The organism is Amycolatopsis sp. VC5-11 (assembly GCF_037034185.1).
GTDB lineage: Bacteria > Actinomycetota > Actinomycetes > Mycobacteriales > Pseudonocardiaceae > Amycolatopsis > Amycolatopsis nivea.
The window spans coordinates 61,663-76,334 of sequence record NZ_JBAGKF010000019.1 but is presented as its reverse complement, the minus strand read 5'-3'; the positions used below and the strand labels follow the sequence as shown (position 1 = coordinate 76,334).

Annotated in this window: 13 protein-coding genes; 5 read left to right on the top strand and 8 right to left on the bottom strand. The window is 68.9% G+C overall.

Annotated elements, in window-relative coordinates; all coding sequences use genetic code 11:
- Both WA670_RS37365 and WA670_RS37360 read right to left on the bottom strand, forming a co-directional pair.
- On the bottom strand, nt 1-909 hold the full coding sequence (locus WA670_RS37365; RefSeq protein ID WP_336160986.1) for a LysR family transcriptional regulator: 909 nt from the start codon (nt 907-909) through the stop codon (nt 1-3).
- A gap of 386 nt (nt 910-1,295) precedes the next feature.
- Complete coding sequence (locus WA670_RS37360) at nt 1,296-2,060, bottom strand: group II truncated hemoglobin (protein ID WP_336160985.1); 765 nt, start codon at nt 2,058-2,060, stop codon at nt 1,296-1,298.
- A 74-nt stretch (nt 2,061-2,134) separates the two neighbouring features.
- On the opposite strand from WA670_RS37360, the gene WA670_RS37355 reads away from it, so the two are divergent.
- Nucleotides 2,135-2,467, top strand: a complete 333-nt coding sequence (locus tag WA670_RS37355; protein ID WP_134667726.1) for a winged helix-turn-helix transcriptional regulator — start codon at nt 2,135-2,137, stop codon at nt 2,465-2,467.
- A 3-nt stretch (nt 2,468-2,470) separates the two neighbouring features.
- On the opposite strand, the gene WA670_RS37350 is transcribed toward WA670_RS37355, so the two are convergent.
- A complete protein-coding gene (locus WA670_RS37350; RefSeq protein ID WP_037812305.1) occupies nt 2,471-2,827 on the bottom strand; it encodes a DUF488 domain-containing protein in 357 nt (118 codons plus the stop codon).
- Between the two features lie 98 nt (nt 2,828-2,925).
- Between WA670_RS37350 and WA670_RS37345 the strand changes: the two genes are divergently transcribed.
- From WA670_RS37345 to WA670_RS37335, 3 genes are read left to right on the top strand one after another with little or no spacing between them, the layout of a single operon-like run.
- Nucleotides 2,926-3,792, top strand: coding sequence for a LysR family transcriptional regulator (locus tag WA670_RS37345; RefSeq protein ID WP_037812306.1), 867 nt, complete (start codon nt 2,926-2,928; stop codon nt 3,790-3,792).
- A 39-nt stretch (nt 3,793-3,831) separates the two neighbouring features.
- Nucleotides 3,832-4,443 carry a TetR/AcrR family transcriptional regulator gene (locus tag WA670_RS37340; protein WP_336160984.1) on the top strand — a complete coding sequence of 204 codons (612 nt, stop codon included), beginning with the start codon at nt 3,832-3,834 and terminating at the stop codon, nt 4,441-4,443.
- Nucleotides 4,440-5,108 (top strand): DUF3159 domain-containing protein, encoded by a 669-nt coding sequence (locus WA670_RS37335; RefSeq protein ID WP_336160983.1) that lies wholly within the window; start codon nt 4,440-4,442, stop codon nt 5,106-5,108. Before WA670_RS37340 ends, WA670_RS37335 begins: the two co-directional genes overlap by 4 nt.
- On the opposite strand, the gene WA670_RS37330 is transcribed toward WA670_RS37335, so the two are convergent.
- Nucleotides 5,065-5,904, bottom strand: a complete 840-nt coding sequence (locus tag WA670_RS37330; RefSeq protein WP_078870432.1) for a GH25 family lysozyme — start codon at nt 5,902-5,904, stop codon at nt 5,065-5,067. The two genes, WA670_RS37335 and WA670_RS37330, sit on opposite strands and share 44 nt — an antisense overlap.
- Before the next feature lie 211 nt (nt 5,905-6,115).
- On the opposite strand from WA670_RS37330, the gene WA670_RS37325 reads away from it, so the two are divergent.
- The gene (locus WA670_RS37325; RefSeq protein WP_336160982.1) at nt 6,116-7,027 is read left to right on the top strand and encodes a DUF5829 family protein; all 912 of its coding nucleotides are present in this window, start codon (nt 6,116-6,118) and stop codon (nt 7,025-7,027) included.
- 513 nt (nt 7,028-7,540) lie between these two features.
- On the opposite strand, the gene WA670_RS37320 is transcribed toward WA670_RS37325, so the two are convergent.
- The 4 genes from WA670_RS37320 to benA are packed head-to-tail and all read right to left on the bottom strand — an operon-like array spanning nt 7,541 to nt 14,585.
- A complete protein-coding gene (locus WA670_RS37320) occupies nt 7,541-10,177 on the bottom strand; it encodes a helix-turn-helix transcriptional regulator (protein ID WP_336160981.1) in 2,637 nt (878 codons plus the stop codon).
- A 29-nt stretch (nt 10,178-10,206) separates the two neighbouring features.
- Nucleotides 10,207-12,696, bottom strand: a complete 2,490-nt coding sequence (gene benC, locus WA670_RS37315) for a benzoate 1,2-dioxygenase electron transfer component BenC (RefSeq protein ID WP_336160980.1) — start codon at nt 12,694-12,696, stop codon at nt 10,207-10,209.
- A gap of 12 nt (nt 12,697-12,708) precedes the next feature.
- Nucleotides 12,709-13,218 carry a benzoate 1,2-dioxygenase small subunit gene (gene benB, locus WA670_RS37310; protein WP_037812312.1) on the bottom strand — a complete coding sequence of 170 codons (510 nt, stop codon included), beginning with the start codon at nt 13,216-13,218 and terminating at the stop codon, nt 12,709-12,711.
- The gene (benA, locus tag WA670_RS37305; RefSeq protein ID WP_037812314.1) at nt 13,215-14,585 is read right to left on the bottom strand and encodes a benzoate 1,2-dioxygenase large subunit; all 1,371 of its coding nucleotides are present in this window, start codon (nt 14,583-14,585) and stop codon (nt 13,215-13,217) included. The genes benB and benA overlap by 4 nt, the downstream gene beginning before the upstream one ends.
- Between the last annotated feature and the right edge of the window lie 87 nt (nt 14,586-14,672).

Sequence of the window (14,672 nt, the reverse complement as noted above, 5' to 3'; positions counted from 1 at the left end):
CTAGCACCCCCGGCCGATCGACCCGGCCTCCTCCTCCAGTGCCCGCACCATCGCCGCCGCAGCAGGCTCCGGCCGCTCCCCCGTCACCGCCCACAGCACGCGGCGCAACCCGCCGCACTCGTCGCGTACGGGGATCCATCGGACGTCGGCAGGCAGCGAATCCGCCGCGAACCCGGGCACCAACGAAATTCCCAGCCCCGCCGCGACCAGGCCGAGCCGGGTCGGCCACGCGCGCACCGCGAACGCGATCGACGGCCCGGCGATGCCCGGCCACGTCCCGAATTCCGGCGAGCCGCCCGCGCCGACGATCCACTGCTGTTCAGCCAACTCGTCCGGCTCGACCCAGCTTCGCCCGGCGAACGGATGCGATTCCGCTACCGCCACTCCGCACCCGATTCCGCTGCGCAATTCGCTGCGGCGCAAGCCTTCGAAATCGTATTCCGGCAAACCGTCGCCGGTGACCGCCACCGCGACGTCGAGCCGGCCGCGGCGCACCGATTGGAGTTGCGCGGGCGTCGCGGATTCGGCGAGCTGCACCTCCACACCCGGATGCGCGCGCAGCAGCCGGGAAACCGCGCGCGGCAGCAAAACCGCCGACGCGGCGGGAAATCCGCCGACCGAGATCCGCCCGGCCAGCCGGTCACGGAGTCCGGCGAGCTCTTTTCCGGCCGCGCTCACGCTTTCCAGCACCCGACCGGCGTGCCGGATCAGCACTTCTCCTGCTGTCGTAGGACGGATTCCACGTGCATGCCGTTCGAACAACGCGGTTCCAGTAGCACGTTCGCTCGCCGCGATCTGCCGCGACACCGCGGATTGCGTGTAGCCGAGCCGATGCGCGGCAGCACTGAACGACCCGGTGCGGGCAACCTCGACCACGACCCGGAGGCCGGTGAGCGTCAGATCAGCCATTCCGCCAACCATATCCGAAACGAACGGCCCCGGACGTCCACAGTAGACGCCAGCGCGGCCCCCTCCCTTGGCCCGCGACGCGAAACACCGGCTCGAACCGGGATTTTCGCGCCCCGAAGGACACCGAGCGTGCCCCAACTACCCCGCCGCGGGTGCCGCCGAACGCCCGAATCGCGGTTGCGGCGAACAGCCGAATTCACCGGGGCTTCCGGAGCGGGCGAAACATTCGCGCGGAACAGGACGATGTCATTGCCGGGAGTGGCGAAGGGAATCGCCAGCATGACCGTCGGCCGACGGTCTACTGTGGAATGCCCGCAGTTTACTGTACCCGTGGTGTCGTTTCTGGCGGTGCGGCACTTCTCATCGCCGCAAGGGATAACGCGAATTCAGTTCCCGCTCCACGGAGGAGCCGACCCCCAGCCCCACCGAGGCACCGGCTGGTCGCCCACCGGCCCGGCGTCCGGGGCGGAGAACACCACCGCGAGCCTGCTGCCCCACTCCAAATATCCCGCGAGCGCGGCGCGGAACTCCGGGTCATTAGGCAACCCGACCTCGTCCGCAGTAGCCAGCAGCAGCGAAACCCACCGGCGCCGCTGCGGTTCGGTGATCGCGCGGCCGGTGTGCCTGGAAATCATGTGCGCGTGTCCGCCGTGTCGCTCGGTGTACGCGGGCGGGCCGCCGAATACCTCGCCCAGCCAAACCGCCACGTGGGCGGGGTGCGACGGGCTCATCCCCGCGAACACCTCGGCCAGCAGGTCGTCCTCCGGCACTTTCGCGTAGAACGCCTCGGTCAGCCTGGCTAGCGCGGGCGCTCCGCCTGCCCACTCATAGAGCGTCGGCACCGCCCCGCCCGGGCCGGTCACTTCGGTGCGTTCGTAATGCCGCATCTCTTCGATCTGCTCGACATAGGGCCGGATCTCGGCGAAGAACGCGGCGAAATGAGGGCCGTCGCGGAAGCCCTTGAGGTGGGCCTCGGCGGAGGTCCAGACGATGCGGAGGACATAGCTGCCCGGCTCGTCGACGGCGTGCGAGAGTTCATAGTCGTGACACTGTTCCGCCGCGGCGAGCGACTTGGCCGCGCGTCGGTAGGCGGCTTCGAAGTCCGCGTGCCCGCCGTCCGGGATGCGGTACCGGATGTACTCGATGATCACCGGATCACCCAAGCACGCGCCCGGCCGCGCGCCTAGTACGCACTTTCCGGTGCGTACTAGGCGATGATGGAGGGATGAAAGCGCGCTACTCCTGTGCGGTCGAGCTGGCCGTCGACGTCATGGGCGGGAAGTGGAAGCCGGTGATCCTGGCGCGGCTCAAGGAAGGCCCGCACCGCTACGGCCAGCTGCGCCGGGCCATTCCGTCGATCACCGAGAAGGTGCTCACCGAACAGCTGCGGGAGCTGGCCGCGGCCGGGCTGGTGGACCGGACCGAGGTGGGCGGCCGGGTGCCGACGGTCGAGTACCGGCTGACCCCCGAAGGCGACGAACTACGCCCGGCGCTGACCGCGTTGTACGAATGGGGCAGCCGGTATGCCGAGCGCAACGGTATCCAGGTCGGCGGCTGAACGCTAGCTGAGCAGGTCGGCCAGGACCGCCGCTTCGCTGATGTCGCTGCGTTTGGTCGCGGTCAAGAGAGTCAGCGGGCCCTTTTTCGCCAGTGCGCGCAACTGGTCCAAGGCTTCCGCGCGTTCCGGTTCTTCCAGTTCCGAGCGGTAGCGTTCGGCGAATTCGTCGTAGCGGTCCGGGTCGTGGGAGTACCACTTGCGCAGGTCCGTCGACGGGGAGATCTGCTTGAGCCAGTCGTCCAGATGCGCGCGGTCCTTGCTCAGCCCGCGCGGCCACAGCCGGTCGACCAGGACCCGCGCGCCGTCGCTGGATTCCGGGGCGTCGTAGACCCGGCGTACCTGGACTTGGCGTTTGCTCATCGGGGCAGCGGCTCCTTCCGGTGTCAGCGGTTCCCGTCGCCACCCAGCGTCCGCCGGCAGCCGCCGCGGCGCAAACGAAGGGGGTATAACCCCAGGGTATGGAACTGCGTCAGCTGCGCTATTTCGTGGCCGTGTTCACCGAGGGGTCGATCAGCCGGGCGGCCGGCTTGCTGCTGATGTCGCAGCCCGCGCTGACCAGGCAGATCCGGGTCCTCGAACGCGAACTCGGGACGCCGTTGTTCGACCGCGTGCCGACGGGCGTGCAGGCGACGGTCGCCGGCCGGGCGTTGCACGAGCACGCGCGGCAGCTGCTGCGGCTCGCGGACGCGACACGGGAGGTCACGCGGTCCGCGGCTCCGGTCAAGGAGCAGGTCGAGATCGCGTTGCCGCCCGGGATTCCGCAGGACTGGGTGCTCGCGGCGCTCGCGGAAATCCGCCGTCAAGTGCCGGATGCCGCACTGTCGTTTTTGGACGCCAGCAGCACCGAGCAGCTGCGAATGCTCAGCGAAGGACGGATCGACATCGGGCTGATCCACCAGAACCCGCCGTCGACGCTGCATGGGCGGTTGTTGTTCGAACATCCCTTCGGCGTCGCGATCCGGCCTGGTCACCAGCTTTTCGGACGCGCGCACTGCCGGCTGCGGGATCTCGACGACGTCCGGGTGCTGGCGCATTCGCGGGCGCAGGTCCCGGCCGGGCACGACCAGATGCTCGCCGCGGCGCACGGGCTTGGAGTGTCGCCGAACTGGCGGCTCGCGCGGTTCAACGAGAACGCGCTGGCCTGCGCGGAGGCGGTCGAGGCGGACGCGGTGCTGCTCAGCCGCCCCAGCGCGAACCGGATGCTGCCCGAGTGGGCCTGGAGCGAACTGGTCGAGCCGGGCGTGCCGCTGACGACGTGGGCGGCGTGCCAGCCGCAGACCCGGCGGATCGTCGGCGCGGTCATGGAGGTGCTGGCGAAGTTTTAGTGTTGCACTGTTACGCAACGCCGTTTTACTATCGTTGGCGTGAGCCCAAGACAGCGCGACGCCGCACTTCGCGAAAGCCTTCTGGCGACGGCCGCCCAGGTGCTGGCCGAGGAAGGCGGTCCAGCCTTGTCGACTCGGCGGCTGGCCCGCGAGCTGGGCGTGTCGACGACAGCGGTCTACACCTACTTCGGCAGCGTCGAGCAGTTGCGCCGGGAGGTGCGACTGGAGGGCTTTCGCCGGCTCGAAGAGACGATGGACTCGCCCGCTGAAGACCCGGTGACCGCCCTCGCCGCGGCGGTGGCGGCATTTTTCCGGTTCGGGATGGCCGAACCGCATCTGTACCGGGCGATGTTCGTCGACCGTCCGCTGGACGACGACCGCGCGGGCGAAGCCTGTTTCCTGCTGCTGCGGAAGATTCTCGACCAGGCAGCGGGGTCCGGCCGGTTCCCCGGCGTGCCCGCGGAGCAGACGGAGATGTGCGCGGCTCAGGTGTGGAGCACGCAGCACGGGCTGGCGACGATGGTGCTCAGCGGCGCGTTGCCGGAGGCCGCGGGACGGGCGGCGCTGGCGGATCTGCTGGTACGGCTGGCGATCGGGTACGGCGACACGCCCGACCAAGCGGCACGGTCCGTCGCGGGAGCGCTTAAGTGAAGCGGCGTTTCCTTGGCAGCAAAGGAAACCCCGCGCCGAGACCGCGGATCGACACGCCGTCCGGGATCGTCCTGTCCGCCATCCCCTCGGCGGTGCTCGCGCCGCTCAACGCCGTCGCCGGCACCGGAATCGCAGTCGGCGCCGCGGCTGCCATTGCCGCCGTGCTCGCGGCGGTCCGGATCCGGCGCGGAGATCCGAAGGGACCGGCGTTCGGCGGGCTGGTCGGCGTCGGCATCGCCGGGTTCATCGCGTGGCAGACCGGATCCGGCGGCGGGCTTTTCCTGCCCGACCTCGTCTGGTACCTGCTGGCCGCGCTGGTGCTGGCCGGGTCGATCGTCGTGCGGCGGCCGCTCGTCGGTATCGGCTGGGCGGCGGTCGGCCGCGCCGGGACCGAACGCGCCGCGCGCCGCCGGTTCACGGTCGCGACCACGATCCTCGCCGCGGGTTTCCTCGTCCGGGCGGCGGTGACCGGCCTGCTCAGCCTCGACCCGGCGAACGCCTGGCTGGTCGCGGCCAAAGTCGCGACCGGACTGCCGGGCACGCTGGCCGGGCTGGCCGTCCTCGCCTGGGCACGGCCCCGTTCGGGAGCCCGGCCGGACCGGACTCCCGAACGGGCCCGGTTCAGCCGGTGGCCAGAACCTTCAGCCGGTCGATGCCCGCACTGAAGTAGTCCTGGTCGAGCGGCGTCGAGGTGTACTGCCAGAAGGTGTAGAAGCCCCAGTTGTACGGCAGCGCGCCCGGCGACGACGAGTACGCCGCCACCCACAGCGGATTGGTCGAGCTGAAGTCGCCCTTGTTGCCGGTGCACTGGGTCCACCAGCTGGTGGCCGTGTAGATCACCGGCCAGCGCGACGTCTTCGCGTGGTACTCGTCGCTGAACGCCTTGATCCACGACACCATCGCGGACTGGCTCAGCCCGTAGCAGGCGGAGTTGGGTCCCCATTCGATGTCGAGCGTGCCCGGCAGGGTCTTGCCGTCCTTTGACCAGCCGCCGCCGTGCGCGACGAAGTAGTCGGCCTGCGCCGCGCCGCCGGAGAGATCGGGGCGGCCGTAGTGGTACGCGCCGCGGATCATGCCGACGTTGTACGAACCGTTGTACTGCTGGGTGAAGTCCGGGTTCTGGTAGCCGGTGCCCTCGGTCGCCTTCACGTAGGCGAACCGTTTGCCCTGGTTCCAATAGGACTGCCAGTCGACCGCCCCTTGGTAGCTGCTCACGTCGATGCCCGACGTGGTCGCCTCGACCGACGCCGGCGCGACCCCCGTGCCGCCTCCTTCGTGCGCCCGGATGGAGGCGCCCATCTGGTGGTTGTCCGGAGTCTCGGCCGAAGTGCCCGAAGCCGCGGCAGGTGCGGCCCCAGCGTCCGGCGCGGTCGCCACGAGCAGGGCGGCAGCCGCGGCGAGCACCGCACCGGTCAGGCGGCGGCGCGCCCTCCCGGCGGGTCCCCAGTGGTGAGTGGTCATGACAGGTCCTTTCGGAGGCCCTCGCGACGTGCCACCCGATCAGGTGGCACGAGGACCTGATTCTGTTACTAAATGTGATGCACTGTCACTGCTCCAAGTGAACTAATTTCCACTTGACCGGACAACGAGAAAGACATTCTCAGTAGGCCGTTGCGGTCGAGTTCCGCGAAAACGCCGCCGCCCGGCCGCCGTCGCCTTACTCTCCTCGGCCATGTCGAAACCTCGAAGAACCCGGACGATCCTCCAGCTCCTGGTCGTGCTCCTGACCCTGGCCGCGACCGGCACCGCACACGCGAGCGAGCAGACCTTGCTGCACTTCAACCACGGCTACGGCGTCCTCGACCGCGAGACCGCCGACGCCATCGAGCATTCGGCCTACCTCAAGGACTTCGCGAACTTCCAGGTCCGCACCACCACGGGCGCGGGCGGCGAAAAATGGACCGGCCGCTACCTGATGGGCCGGGAAACCTACGTGGAACTCTTCGGTGTCGGCGACGTCCCCGGCAAGGACGGCGACCTCGGTTCGGCGGGCCTGGGAGTCTCGGTCGAACACACCGGACAACTGTCCACAGTGGTCCAGCGCTTGCACGACGCGGGCATCGCGAACCCGCTGGAATTCCTGCAAACCCGCGACTTCGGCGACGGCAAGCCGGTCCCGTGGTTCAACGGAGTCTTCACCACCGACCAGTACGACACCTTCGGTGCCTGGGGCATGGAATACCGCGAGGAGTACTTCGCGGACCCGCGCAGCAACACCGGCCCCGCGCAATACCCCGGCGACATCAGCCGCAACCGGTACCTGCCGGACGACTACCGCAACCACCAGATGCGCGACGTCACCGGCATCCGCATCGGCATCACCGCACGCGACCTGGGCAACACCCTGCCCCTGCTGCGCGCCGGAGGAATGACCGTACGGCAGCTCCCCACCGGTGCCATCGCCTTCGACGGCATGACCACCATCCGCTTCGACACGGTAACCGCCGACCAAGTCGGTTTGCGCCAACTCGACCTGGCTCTGAACGGCCCCGCTGGCACGCGGCACGTTGAGCAGCTGGGGCACTCGACTCTCACTGTTGGCCCAGGTGCGCACGCCCGCTGGACCTTCGCTATCCGTAGCTGACCCGTACGTGAGGGGACCCCTGAGGGAATCAGATTCCTTCAGGGGTCCCCTCACGACCGCTACCGGTTCGTGAGGGGTCCCTTCACGGACCGCCCCGCCCCGCCGCCGGGGTGCGCCCCAATGCGGCATTGGGTGCATCCCACGCACCGAACGCCACATTGGGTGCATCTGACGCACCCAATGCCACATTGGGGTTTTCTCGGAGCGCGGTGTGCGGCGGGTTCGTGGTAACGGTGTTTGTCAGGGCGCGGCGGAGAACCGGCCGACGAGCCGCGCCGGGCCGCTCCCTCGCAGACGTCAGCGGAAGCGGAGATGTCACGCAGTCCGGCCGATGCACCACAGCGATTGAGAAGATCTCGTTGGGGGGCGCTAACGCACACCGGAACCGATGCACCCAACCATCGAGGGCACCCAGCCCCTCCCCCGCACCCCGATACGAAGCTCCCCTGCACAATCAAGCTTCGGGGTGCCCCACGCAACCAAAAGCCGATGTCGCCGCCAGGCGACGAGCAGTCACCCCTCCTCCTCCCCAGACCGCAGCACAGCCAACTCAGTCCGCCCCCGAATCCCCAGCTTCGCGTAAATCCGCGTCAAGTGATACTGCACAGTCTTCACCGACAAAAACAACTCCGCAGCCACCTCCCGATTCGACTGCCCCCGAGCCACCATCCGCGCCACCGCTTCCTCCTGCGGCGTCAAGGAATCCACCCCACCCCGCGGCAAATGCACCCCACCGGCCCGCAACTCCCGCTCACACCGAGCCACATACGTAACCGCCCCCAAAGAAGCGAACCCGTCCCGAGCAGCAACCAGTTGCGTATCCGCCCGAGCCCGCCGACCTAACCGCCGCAACGTCTGTCCGTATGCGAACGCGATCCGAGCCTGGTCATACCGCAACGGCAACCCCGAAATCATCTCCACCGCAGCATCAAACGCCGCCACCGCCCCGACATGATCATTCCGCGCCCCCAGCAACCGCCCCCGCGCGGCAGCAAGACGAGCCCGAGCCGAAGCATGCTCCCGCTTCCCGGCTGCCCGCTCATGCGGAGCCAAAAAGGCATCCGCCTCGTCAGACCGTCCACTAAGGACCAAGGCATGCGCGTACAGATCATGCCAAGGCCAATGCCCTGGCTCATCCACCGAAGCAGGCAACGACAACCGAGTCAACGGATGCAACGCCCGCAAAACCCCAGCTGAATCCGCGGCCGCCTCCGCAACTTGCGCCCGGGCCAGCAAAGCCGGAACCCGCATGATCTCGTAATCCTGCGGCCCGGAAGCACAAGCCAGCAACGCCTCCTCCGCCCGCGCCTGATCCCCGCGCAACGCATGTACCGCGGCGGAAGTCCAATGCAGCAAAGGCGCGGTAAGCACAATTCCCGTCCGGCCCACCAGCACGAGTGCTTCCCGAACCACCCGTAAAGCGTCGTCCCATTCTCCGCTCAGGAACAACGTCCGCGCCAGCCAAGCCTGCGCCCACAAGGAAATCCGCGCCGAACCACCCAAATAACTAGTGGGCACAGCACTTTCCAGATCCACCCGGGCGTCGTCGATCCGATCGGTGAGCAGATTCAGCCATCCCCGCGCCATCACGATCCGCTGCGCCTGCGCACCATGCCGGATCCGCTCAGCCAATTGTGCGTAATCCCGCCGAGCCTGCTTGGCCCGCCCCGAAGCAGCGAGTCCGAGACCCCGGATCGCCGCCGCCTCCACTGCGGCCGGGGTCTCCGGCACGGCCAGCTCTAGAGCGCGATCCGCCCACCGCACGAGATCCTCTGCCGAGTATCGGCAAAGCGCGTCAAGCACGTACCGCTGACATATCAACGCGGCCGTCTCCGGGTCCCGCGAGGCGTTGACGATATCCCAAGCCCGGCTCAGCCGTCCGCCAGCTTCCGTGGCTCGACCCCGCACCACCGCCAGATAACCCAGCACCGCGTCCCGCAGCGGCGTCTCGCGCACGCTCTCGACTTCCGGAGCCAGCGCAGCCGCCCTGAACACATCGCCAGCACCGATCAGCGCATCGACAGCCCGCGTGATCCGCGCTTGGCGCAGCTCAGCATCCTCGGTAAGCCGCCCAGCATCGTTGAGCAGCACCGCGGCCGTCCCCCACGCCCCGGCAGCGGCTCGCTCGACCGCCAGCGCGTCGAGCCGATCAGCGACACTCGCGTCCGGCACCGGGCTGGCCGCGACCAGCAACCGCAAGCTCCGCGCCGGATCCTCGACCAGTTCCGCAGCCCGCCGCTGCAGCTTCGACCGTCGTTCCGGACCCAGCCCGGCGAGCACCGCCGCGCGAACCATCGGATCCGGCGGCCCCACCTCGGCGAGCCCACGCGGCGCGAGTTCGACCAGTCGCGCCGCGCACGCCTCGTCCAGCACCGGCAACGGATCGCCGTCGAGATCGGCCAGCGACGCCACCGACCGCACCGCCGCACCAGCACCGAGCACTGCGGCGGCCGCGACAAACCGTTCCGCCGCAGGGGAAAGCCGCGAGACCCGTTCGCGGACCGAAGCAGCGACCGCGGCCGGTGCGGGCAGATTCGGATCGAACCCCGCCCACGTCGTACGCGGGACCTCGGTCAGCAGCTGCACGACATTGCGCGGCCGGCCAAGAGTGTGGCGGCACAATCGTTCAGCCATCGTCGGGTGCAAGGCGATGCCGCGCGCCGAGGCCAATTCGGACACTTCGGCGGCATCAAGCGGCGGAACGCGCACCTCGTCGCCGGACATCCGGGCAAGCAGCTCCAGAACATCCGCACGAGCGCGAGAATCGCCGGTCGCGACAGTGAGCAGGACCGTCGCCCGCACTGCCGGATGGTGCCGCAGCAACGACGACAGCGTCCGCACGGAGTCCACATCGGCCAGTTGCGCGTCGTCGATCACCAGCAACGTCCCAGGCACCAGCTCCGCCGCGATCCGGCTGGCAAGCGGCAGCGGCCCGCCATCGGTCGACAGGTCCGGGAACAGCTGCCGCAGTACGGCGAACGCGCTGTCGCTCTCCCATTCGGCCGCGGTCGCCTGGAGCACCGGTCCGGGGAACGCGTCGGCGGCCCGTCGCGCCAGCGTGGTGCGCCCGGACCCGGCCGGACCGCACAGCAGCACCGCGCGTCCTGCCCGGGACAGCAGGCCGGCCAGCTCCTCCGCCGCGGTCGTCACGGTCCTCCCCGCTTCGCCGAATGCCTCCGTCAGCCGGGATCGCCCCCGGCCACGGGCAGGACGGTGCCGGTGACGTACGAGGCCTCGTCCGAGGCCAGGAACGCGATCGCCGCGGCCTGCTCGTCCAGGGTGCCGTACCGCTTGAGCAATGACGACCCGACAGTCTGGTCGATGTGCGCCTGGAACCACTCCCGTTCCTGGTCGGTGGCCGGATCGGGGCCGCCGCGCGGGATCCGCCGCGGCGGGGCCTCGGTGCCGCCCGGCGCGGTCGCGACCACGCGGATGCCAGCGTCGGCGTATTCGAACGCCAGCGACGCGGTCAGCGCGTTGATCCCGCCCTTCGCCGCCGAATACGGGATCCGGTGGATGCCCCGGGTGGCCGCCGACGACACGTTCACGATCACCCCGCCGCCCCGCTCCGCCATCGACGGCAGCGCGGCCCGGCAGGAGAAGAGCGTGGTCAGCAAGGACCGGCGCAGTTCGGCCTCGATCTCGTCCGGGCCGAACTCGGTGAACGGCTTGAACCGCAGCGCGCCGCCGACGTTGTTCACCAGCACGTCGATCCGGCCGAACCGGGCCAGCGCGGCTTCCGCGACCGCCTGCGCGCCCGCCCAGGTCTCCAGGTCCGCGACCACCGCGGCGGCCTCGGGCAGCTCGTCGGCAAGCCCGCTGACCAGGCCGGACCGGTCGGCGAGCACCAGCGCGCCGCCCTCCGCGGCGATCCGCCGGGCGGTCGCCTCGCCGATCCCCTGCGCGGCCCCGGTGACCACGACGACCTTGCCCGCGAAGCGCCCCGGCGACAGGAATTTCGGTCCCGCCGCCGCGCCGCTCATCGCCCGCCGGGTGGTGACCTTCGACCGTTCCGCGTGCTCGGCGACCAGCCGTCGCGCGGTCGCCCGGTCCCCGGATTCGAACGCGGCGACCAGGTCCAGGTGGTCTTGCGTGCATCGCGGATGGCACCAGGTCGCGTTGCGCAGCGTCTCGGCCATGTGGCCCTTCACGCCGAGCGCCTGATATGCCTGCAGCAGATGCTCGTTGCCGGTGAGCGTGAACAGGTAGTCGTGGAACGCCGCGTTGGTTTCGGTGTAGGCGGCGGCGTCCAGGAACCGGTCACCGTCCACATAGGGCACGGTCGACTCGGCGAGCAGCCGGTACCCGGCGAGCTGGCCCGAGGTCAGCCGTCCGATGGTCAGTTCGAGCGCACCCAGTTCGAGCGCTTGCCTGGCCTCGAAAACGGCGTCCGATTCATGCACCGACGGGTGCTCCTCGCCGATTTCGTACTCGCCCGGCGTTTCGTCGGCCGCGGGCAGCATTTCCTGGCCCGCGATCGTGCGCGCGACCCGCGCTTCTTCCGCCGCGGACAACACCGCCCCGGCCCGCAGCGGGGCCAATTCGACCTCCGGGAACAGCTCCTGCCCGGCCAGTGCGCGGCCCGCGACGAACTCCAGCTCCGGTTCAGGTTCCGGCAGTGCCGCGACAACCGGCTCGACTGGGATCTCAGGCGCCCGGACTGGCGCCGCCAGCGCGAACTTCTCGTAGTAGAACCCGGTCGGCTCGAACCCGGCGGACGCGAAATGCCCGCGCACCGCCTCCACCATCGGCGGCGGCCCGCACAGGTACACCGCGACATCGCCGCCGTGCAGGTGCTCGTCCCGGATCAGCGTGGTCACGTAACCCTTGTTCGGCGCGGCACTCCCCGGGTCCGACACGCAGTAATCCCAGGTCAGGCCCGGAACCTCGGCGGCGAGCTTGTCCAGCGTCGCTGTCTCGACCAGGTCGTCGTCGGTGCTGACGCCGTACACGAGATGCGCGGGCCGGGTCACGCCGGAATCGCGCATAGTGCGCACAATGGACAGGATCGGCGCGAGCCCGGTGCCTCCGGCCAGCAGCAGCACCGGCCGGTCCGTCTCGCGCAGGAAGAAACTCCCGTGCGGACCGGTGAAGGTCAATTCGTCGCCGGATTTCGCCCGCCCGGTCAGGTAATCCGACATGACACCGCCCGGCGTGAGCTTCACCAGAAAGGTCAGCCGCTTGTCGTCAGGCGCGTTGCTGAACGAATACGACCGCGTCACCTCGGTCCCCGGGACAGTGATGTTCACGTACTGCCCCGGCAGAAACGCGAGCCGGTCCCGATCGCTGATCTCGACGGTCAGCGACATCGTCGTCGGCGAAAGCCGTTCCAGCGCGACGAGAGTTCCGTGATGCTCGGCGGCCTGCGTCTTCGCGACCGCCGACGTGCTCGCGATCTGCAGCACCAGATCGGACTTCGGCTTCATGCTGCACGGCAGGACGTAACCGCGCTCCGCCTCGTCCGCGCTCAACGCGTCTTCGAGATAAGACCCGCCCTCGTACTCCCCCGATTCGCAGAACGCCTTGCAGGTTCCGCACGCGCCGTCGCGGCAGTCGAGCGGAATGTTGATGCGCTGCCGGTACGACGCGTCCGCGACCGTCTGGTCCGCCGCACAGGTGACGAAGCGAGTGACGCCGTCCTCGAAGGACAGAGCGATCCGGTGGTTCATGACCGCCTCCGCTCAGAAGTGGTACACGTCGACGACGTGGTGGATGTAATCGTTCTTGAGCACCACGGTCTTCCGCCGGATCAACGGAGACGGCCCGGAGAAATCGACGGTGTAGAACGAAGTCCCGTAATAGGGGTCGACCGTGTTGTACCGGAAATACATCGTGTGCCAGTTGAACCGCACGTCCACCAGATCGCCGTGCCGCTCGATCAGTTCGACGTTGGTGATGTTGTGGCTCGTCCGCGGTTCCGGAAGGGACGTCGCGCTCGAGCGTTCGGTGCGGATCCGGAACACCCGGTCCTCGAGCCCGCCCTTGTTCGGGTAGTAGATCAGCGAAATGTCGCGCTGCGGGTCCTCGGTGAGCAGATCGTCGTCGCCCCAGGAAGGCATCCAGTACACGACGTCGTCGGCGTAGCAGTCCAGCCACTTCTCGAACTCGCGGTCGTCCAGGTACCGCGCCTCGCGGTAGAGGAACTGTTCGACGTCGTGCTGGGTGATGGTCTTCTCGGCGGCGGCGGTCATCGGGCTTCTCCTCGAACGGCCTGCTCGCGGGCGATCGCCGCGCGCATGGTTTCCTGCCAATACCCGTGCTGCACCGGATAAAGGCCCTCGTCCTCGTTCTTCTGCCCGGCCGACACGACCCCGTCCAGCCCGAGCGACGACGCGACCTCGTCCGGTCCGGTGAGCCAGTGCTGCGCGCCGCGGCTCATGTCGTTCCAGGGCGCGGCCGTCGCGCGGAAGGTGAGCTGACAGGACCGGAATTCCTCCAGGTCGTCCGGCGTCGCCATGCCCGAGGCGTTGAAGAAGTCCTCGTACTGCCGGATCCGCCACGCCCGCGATTCGGCGCTCTCGCCCTTCGGCGCGATGCAGTAAATGGTGACCTCGGTCTTGTCCGGCGCGATCGGCCGGAAATGCCGGATCTGCGTCGAGAACTGGTCCATCAGGTACACGTTGGGGTACACGCACAGGTTCCGGGACCCGCGCACCATGAACTCGCCCTTGGCGTCGCCGTAGCGCTCCTTCAGCTCCGCCATCCGCGGCCACAGCGGCCGGTCCTGCGGGTTGCCCGCCCAGGTCCACAGGCACAGGTGCCCGTGCGGGAACGACCAGTACCCGCCGCCGGACTTGCCCCACGACCCGGCGTCGAGGGTCTTGGTGTCGTTCGCCGATTCGCCGGTGTTGCGCCGAGCCGTGGTGGCCGCGTAATTCCAGTGCGTCGCGGTGACGTGGTAGCCGTCCGCGCCGTTCTCCGCCTGGACCTTCCAGTTGCCGTCGTAGGTATACGTGGAGGCCCCGCGCAGTACTTCAAGCCCCTCCGGCGACTGGTCCACGAGCATGTCGATCACCTTCGTGGCGTCGCCGAGATGCTCGGTCAGCGGCAGCACGTCCGGGTTGAGGCTGCCGAACAGGAACCCGCGGTAGGACTCGAAGCGGGCGACCTTCGTCAGGTCGTGCGAGCCGCCGGTGTCGAAGGACTCCGGGTAGCCCGCGCCGTCCGGGTCCTTGACCTTGAGCAGCTTGCCGTCGTTGCGGAAGGTCCAGCCGTGGAACGGGCAGGTCAGCGTCGGCCGGTTGTCGCGTTTGCGCCGGCAGATCATCGCGCCGCGGTGCGCGCAGGCGTTGATCAGGCAGTGCAGCTCGCCTGCCTTGTCGCGGGTGACGACGACGGGCTGGCGGCCGATCGTGGTGGTGAAGTAGTCGCCGGGGTTCGGCAGCTGGCTCTCGTGCGCGAGGTAGATCCAGTTGCCCTCGAAGATGTGCTTCATCTCGAGTTCGAAGATCTCCTCGTCGGTGAAGATCCGGCGGTTCGCGCGGTAGACGCCCGCCTCCGGGTCCTCCACCACCGCGTCCGCGACTACGGAAGCGGCGTGGTCCAGCGTCTCGGTCATGACTCCTCCAACGGGCCTCTGATCTGCACTGATCGGCTCCCCAGCAGGGCGTTTCCCGCACTGTGCCAGCCCGTGGCCGCCGCCACA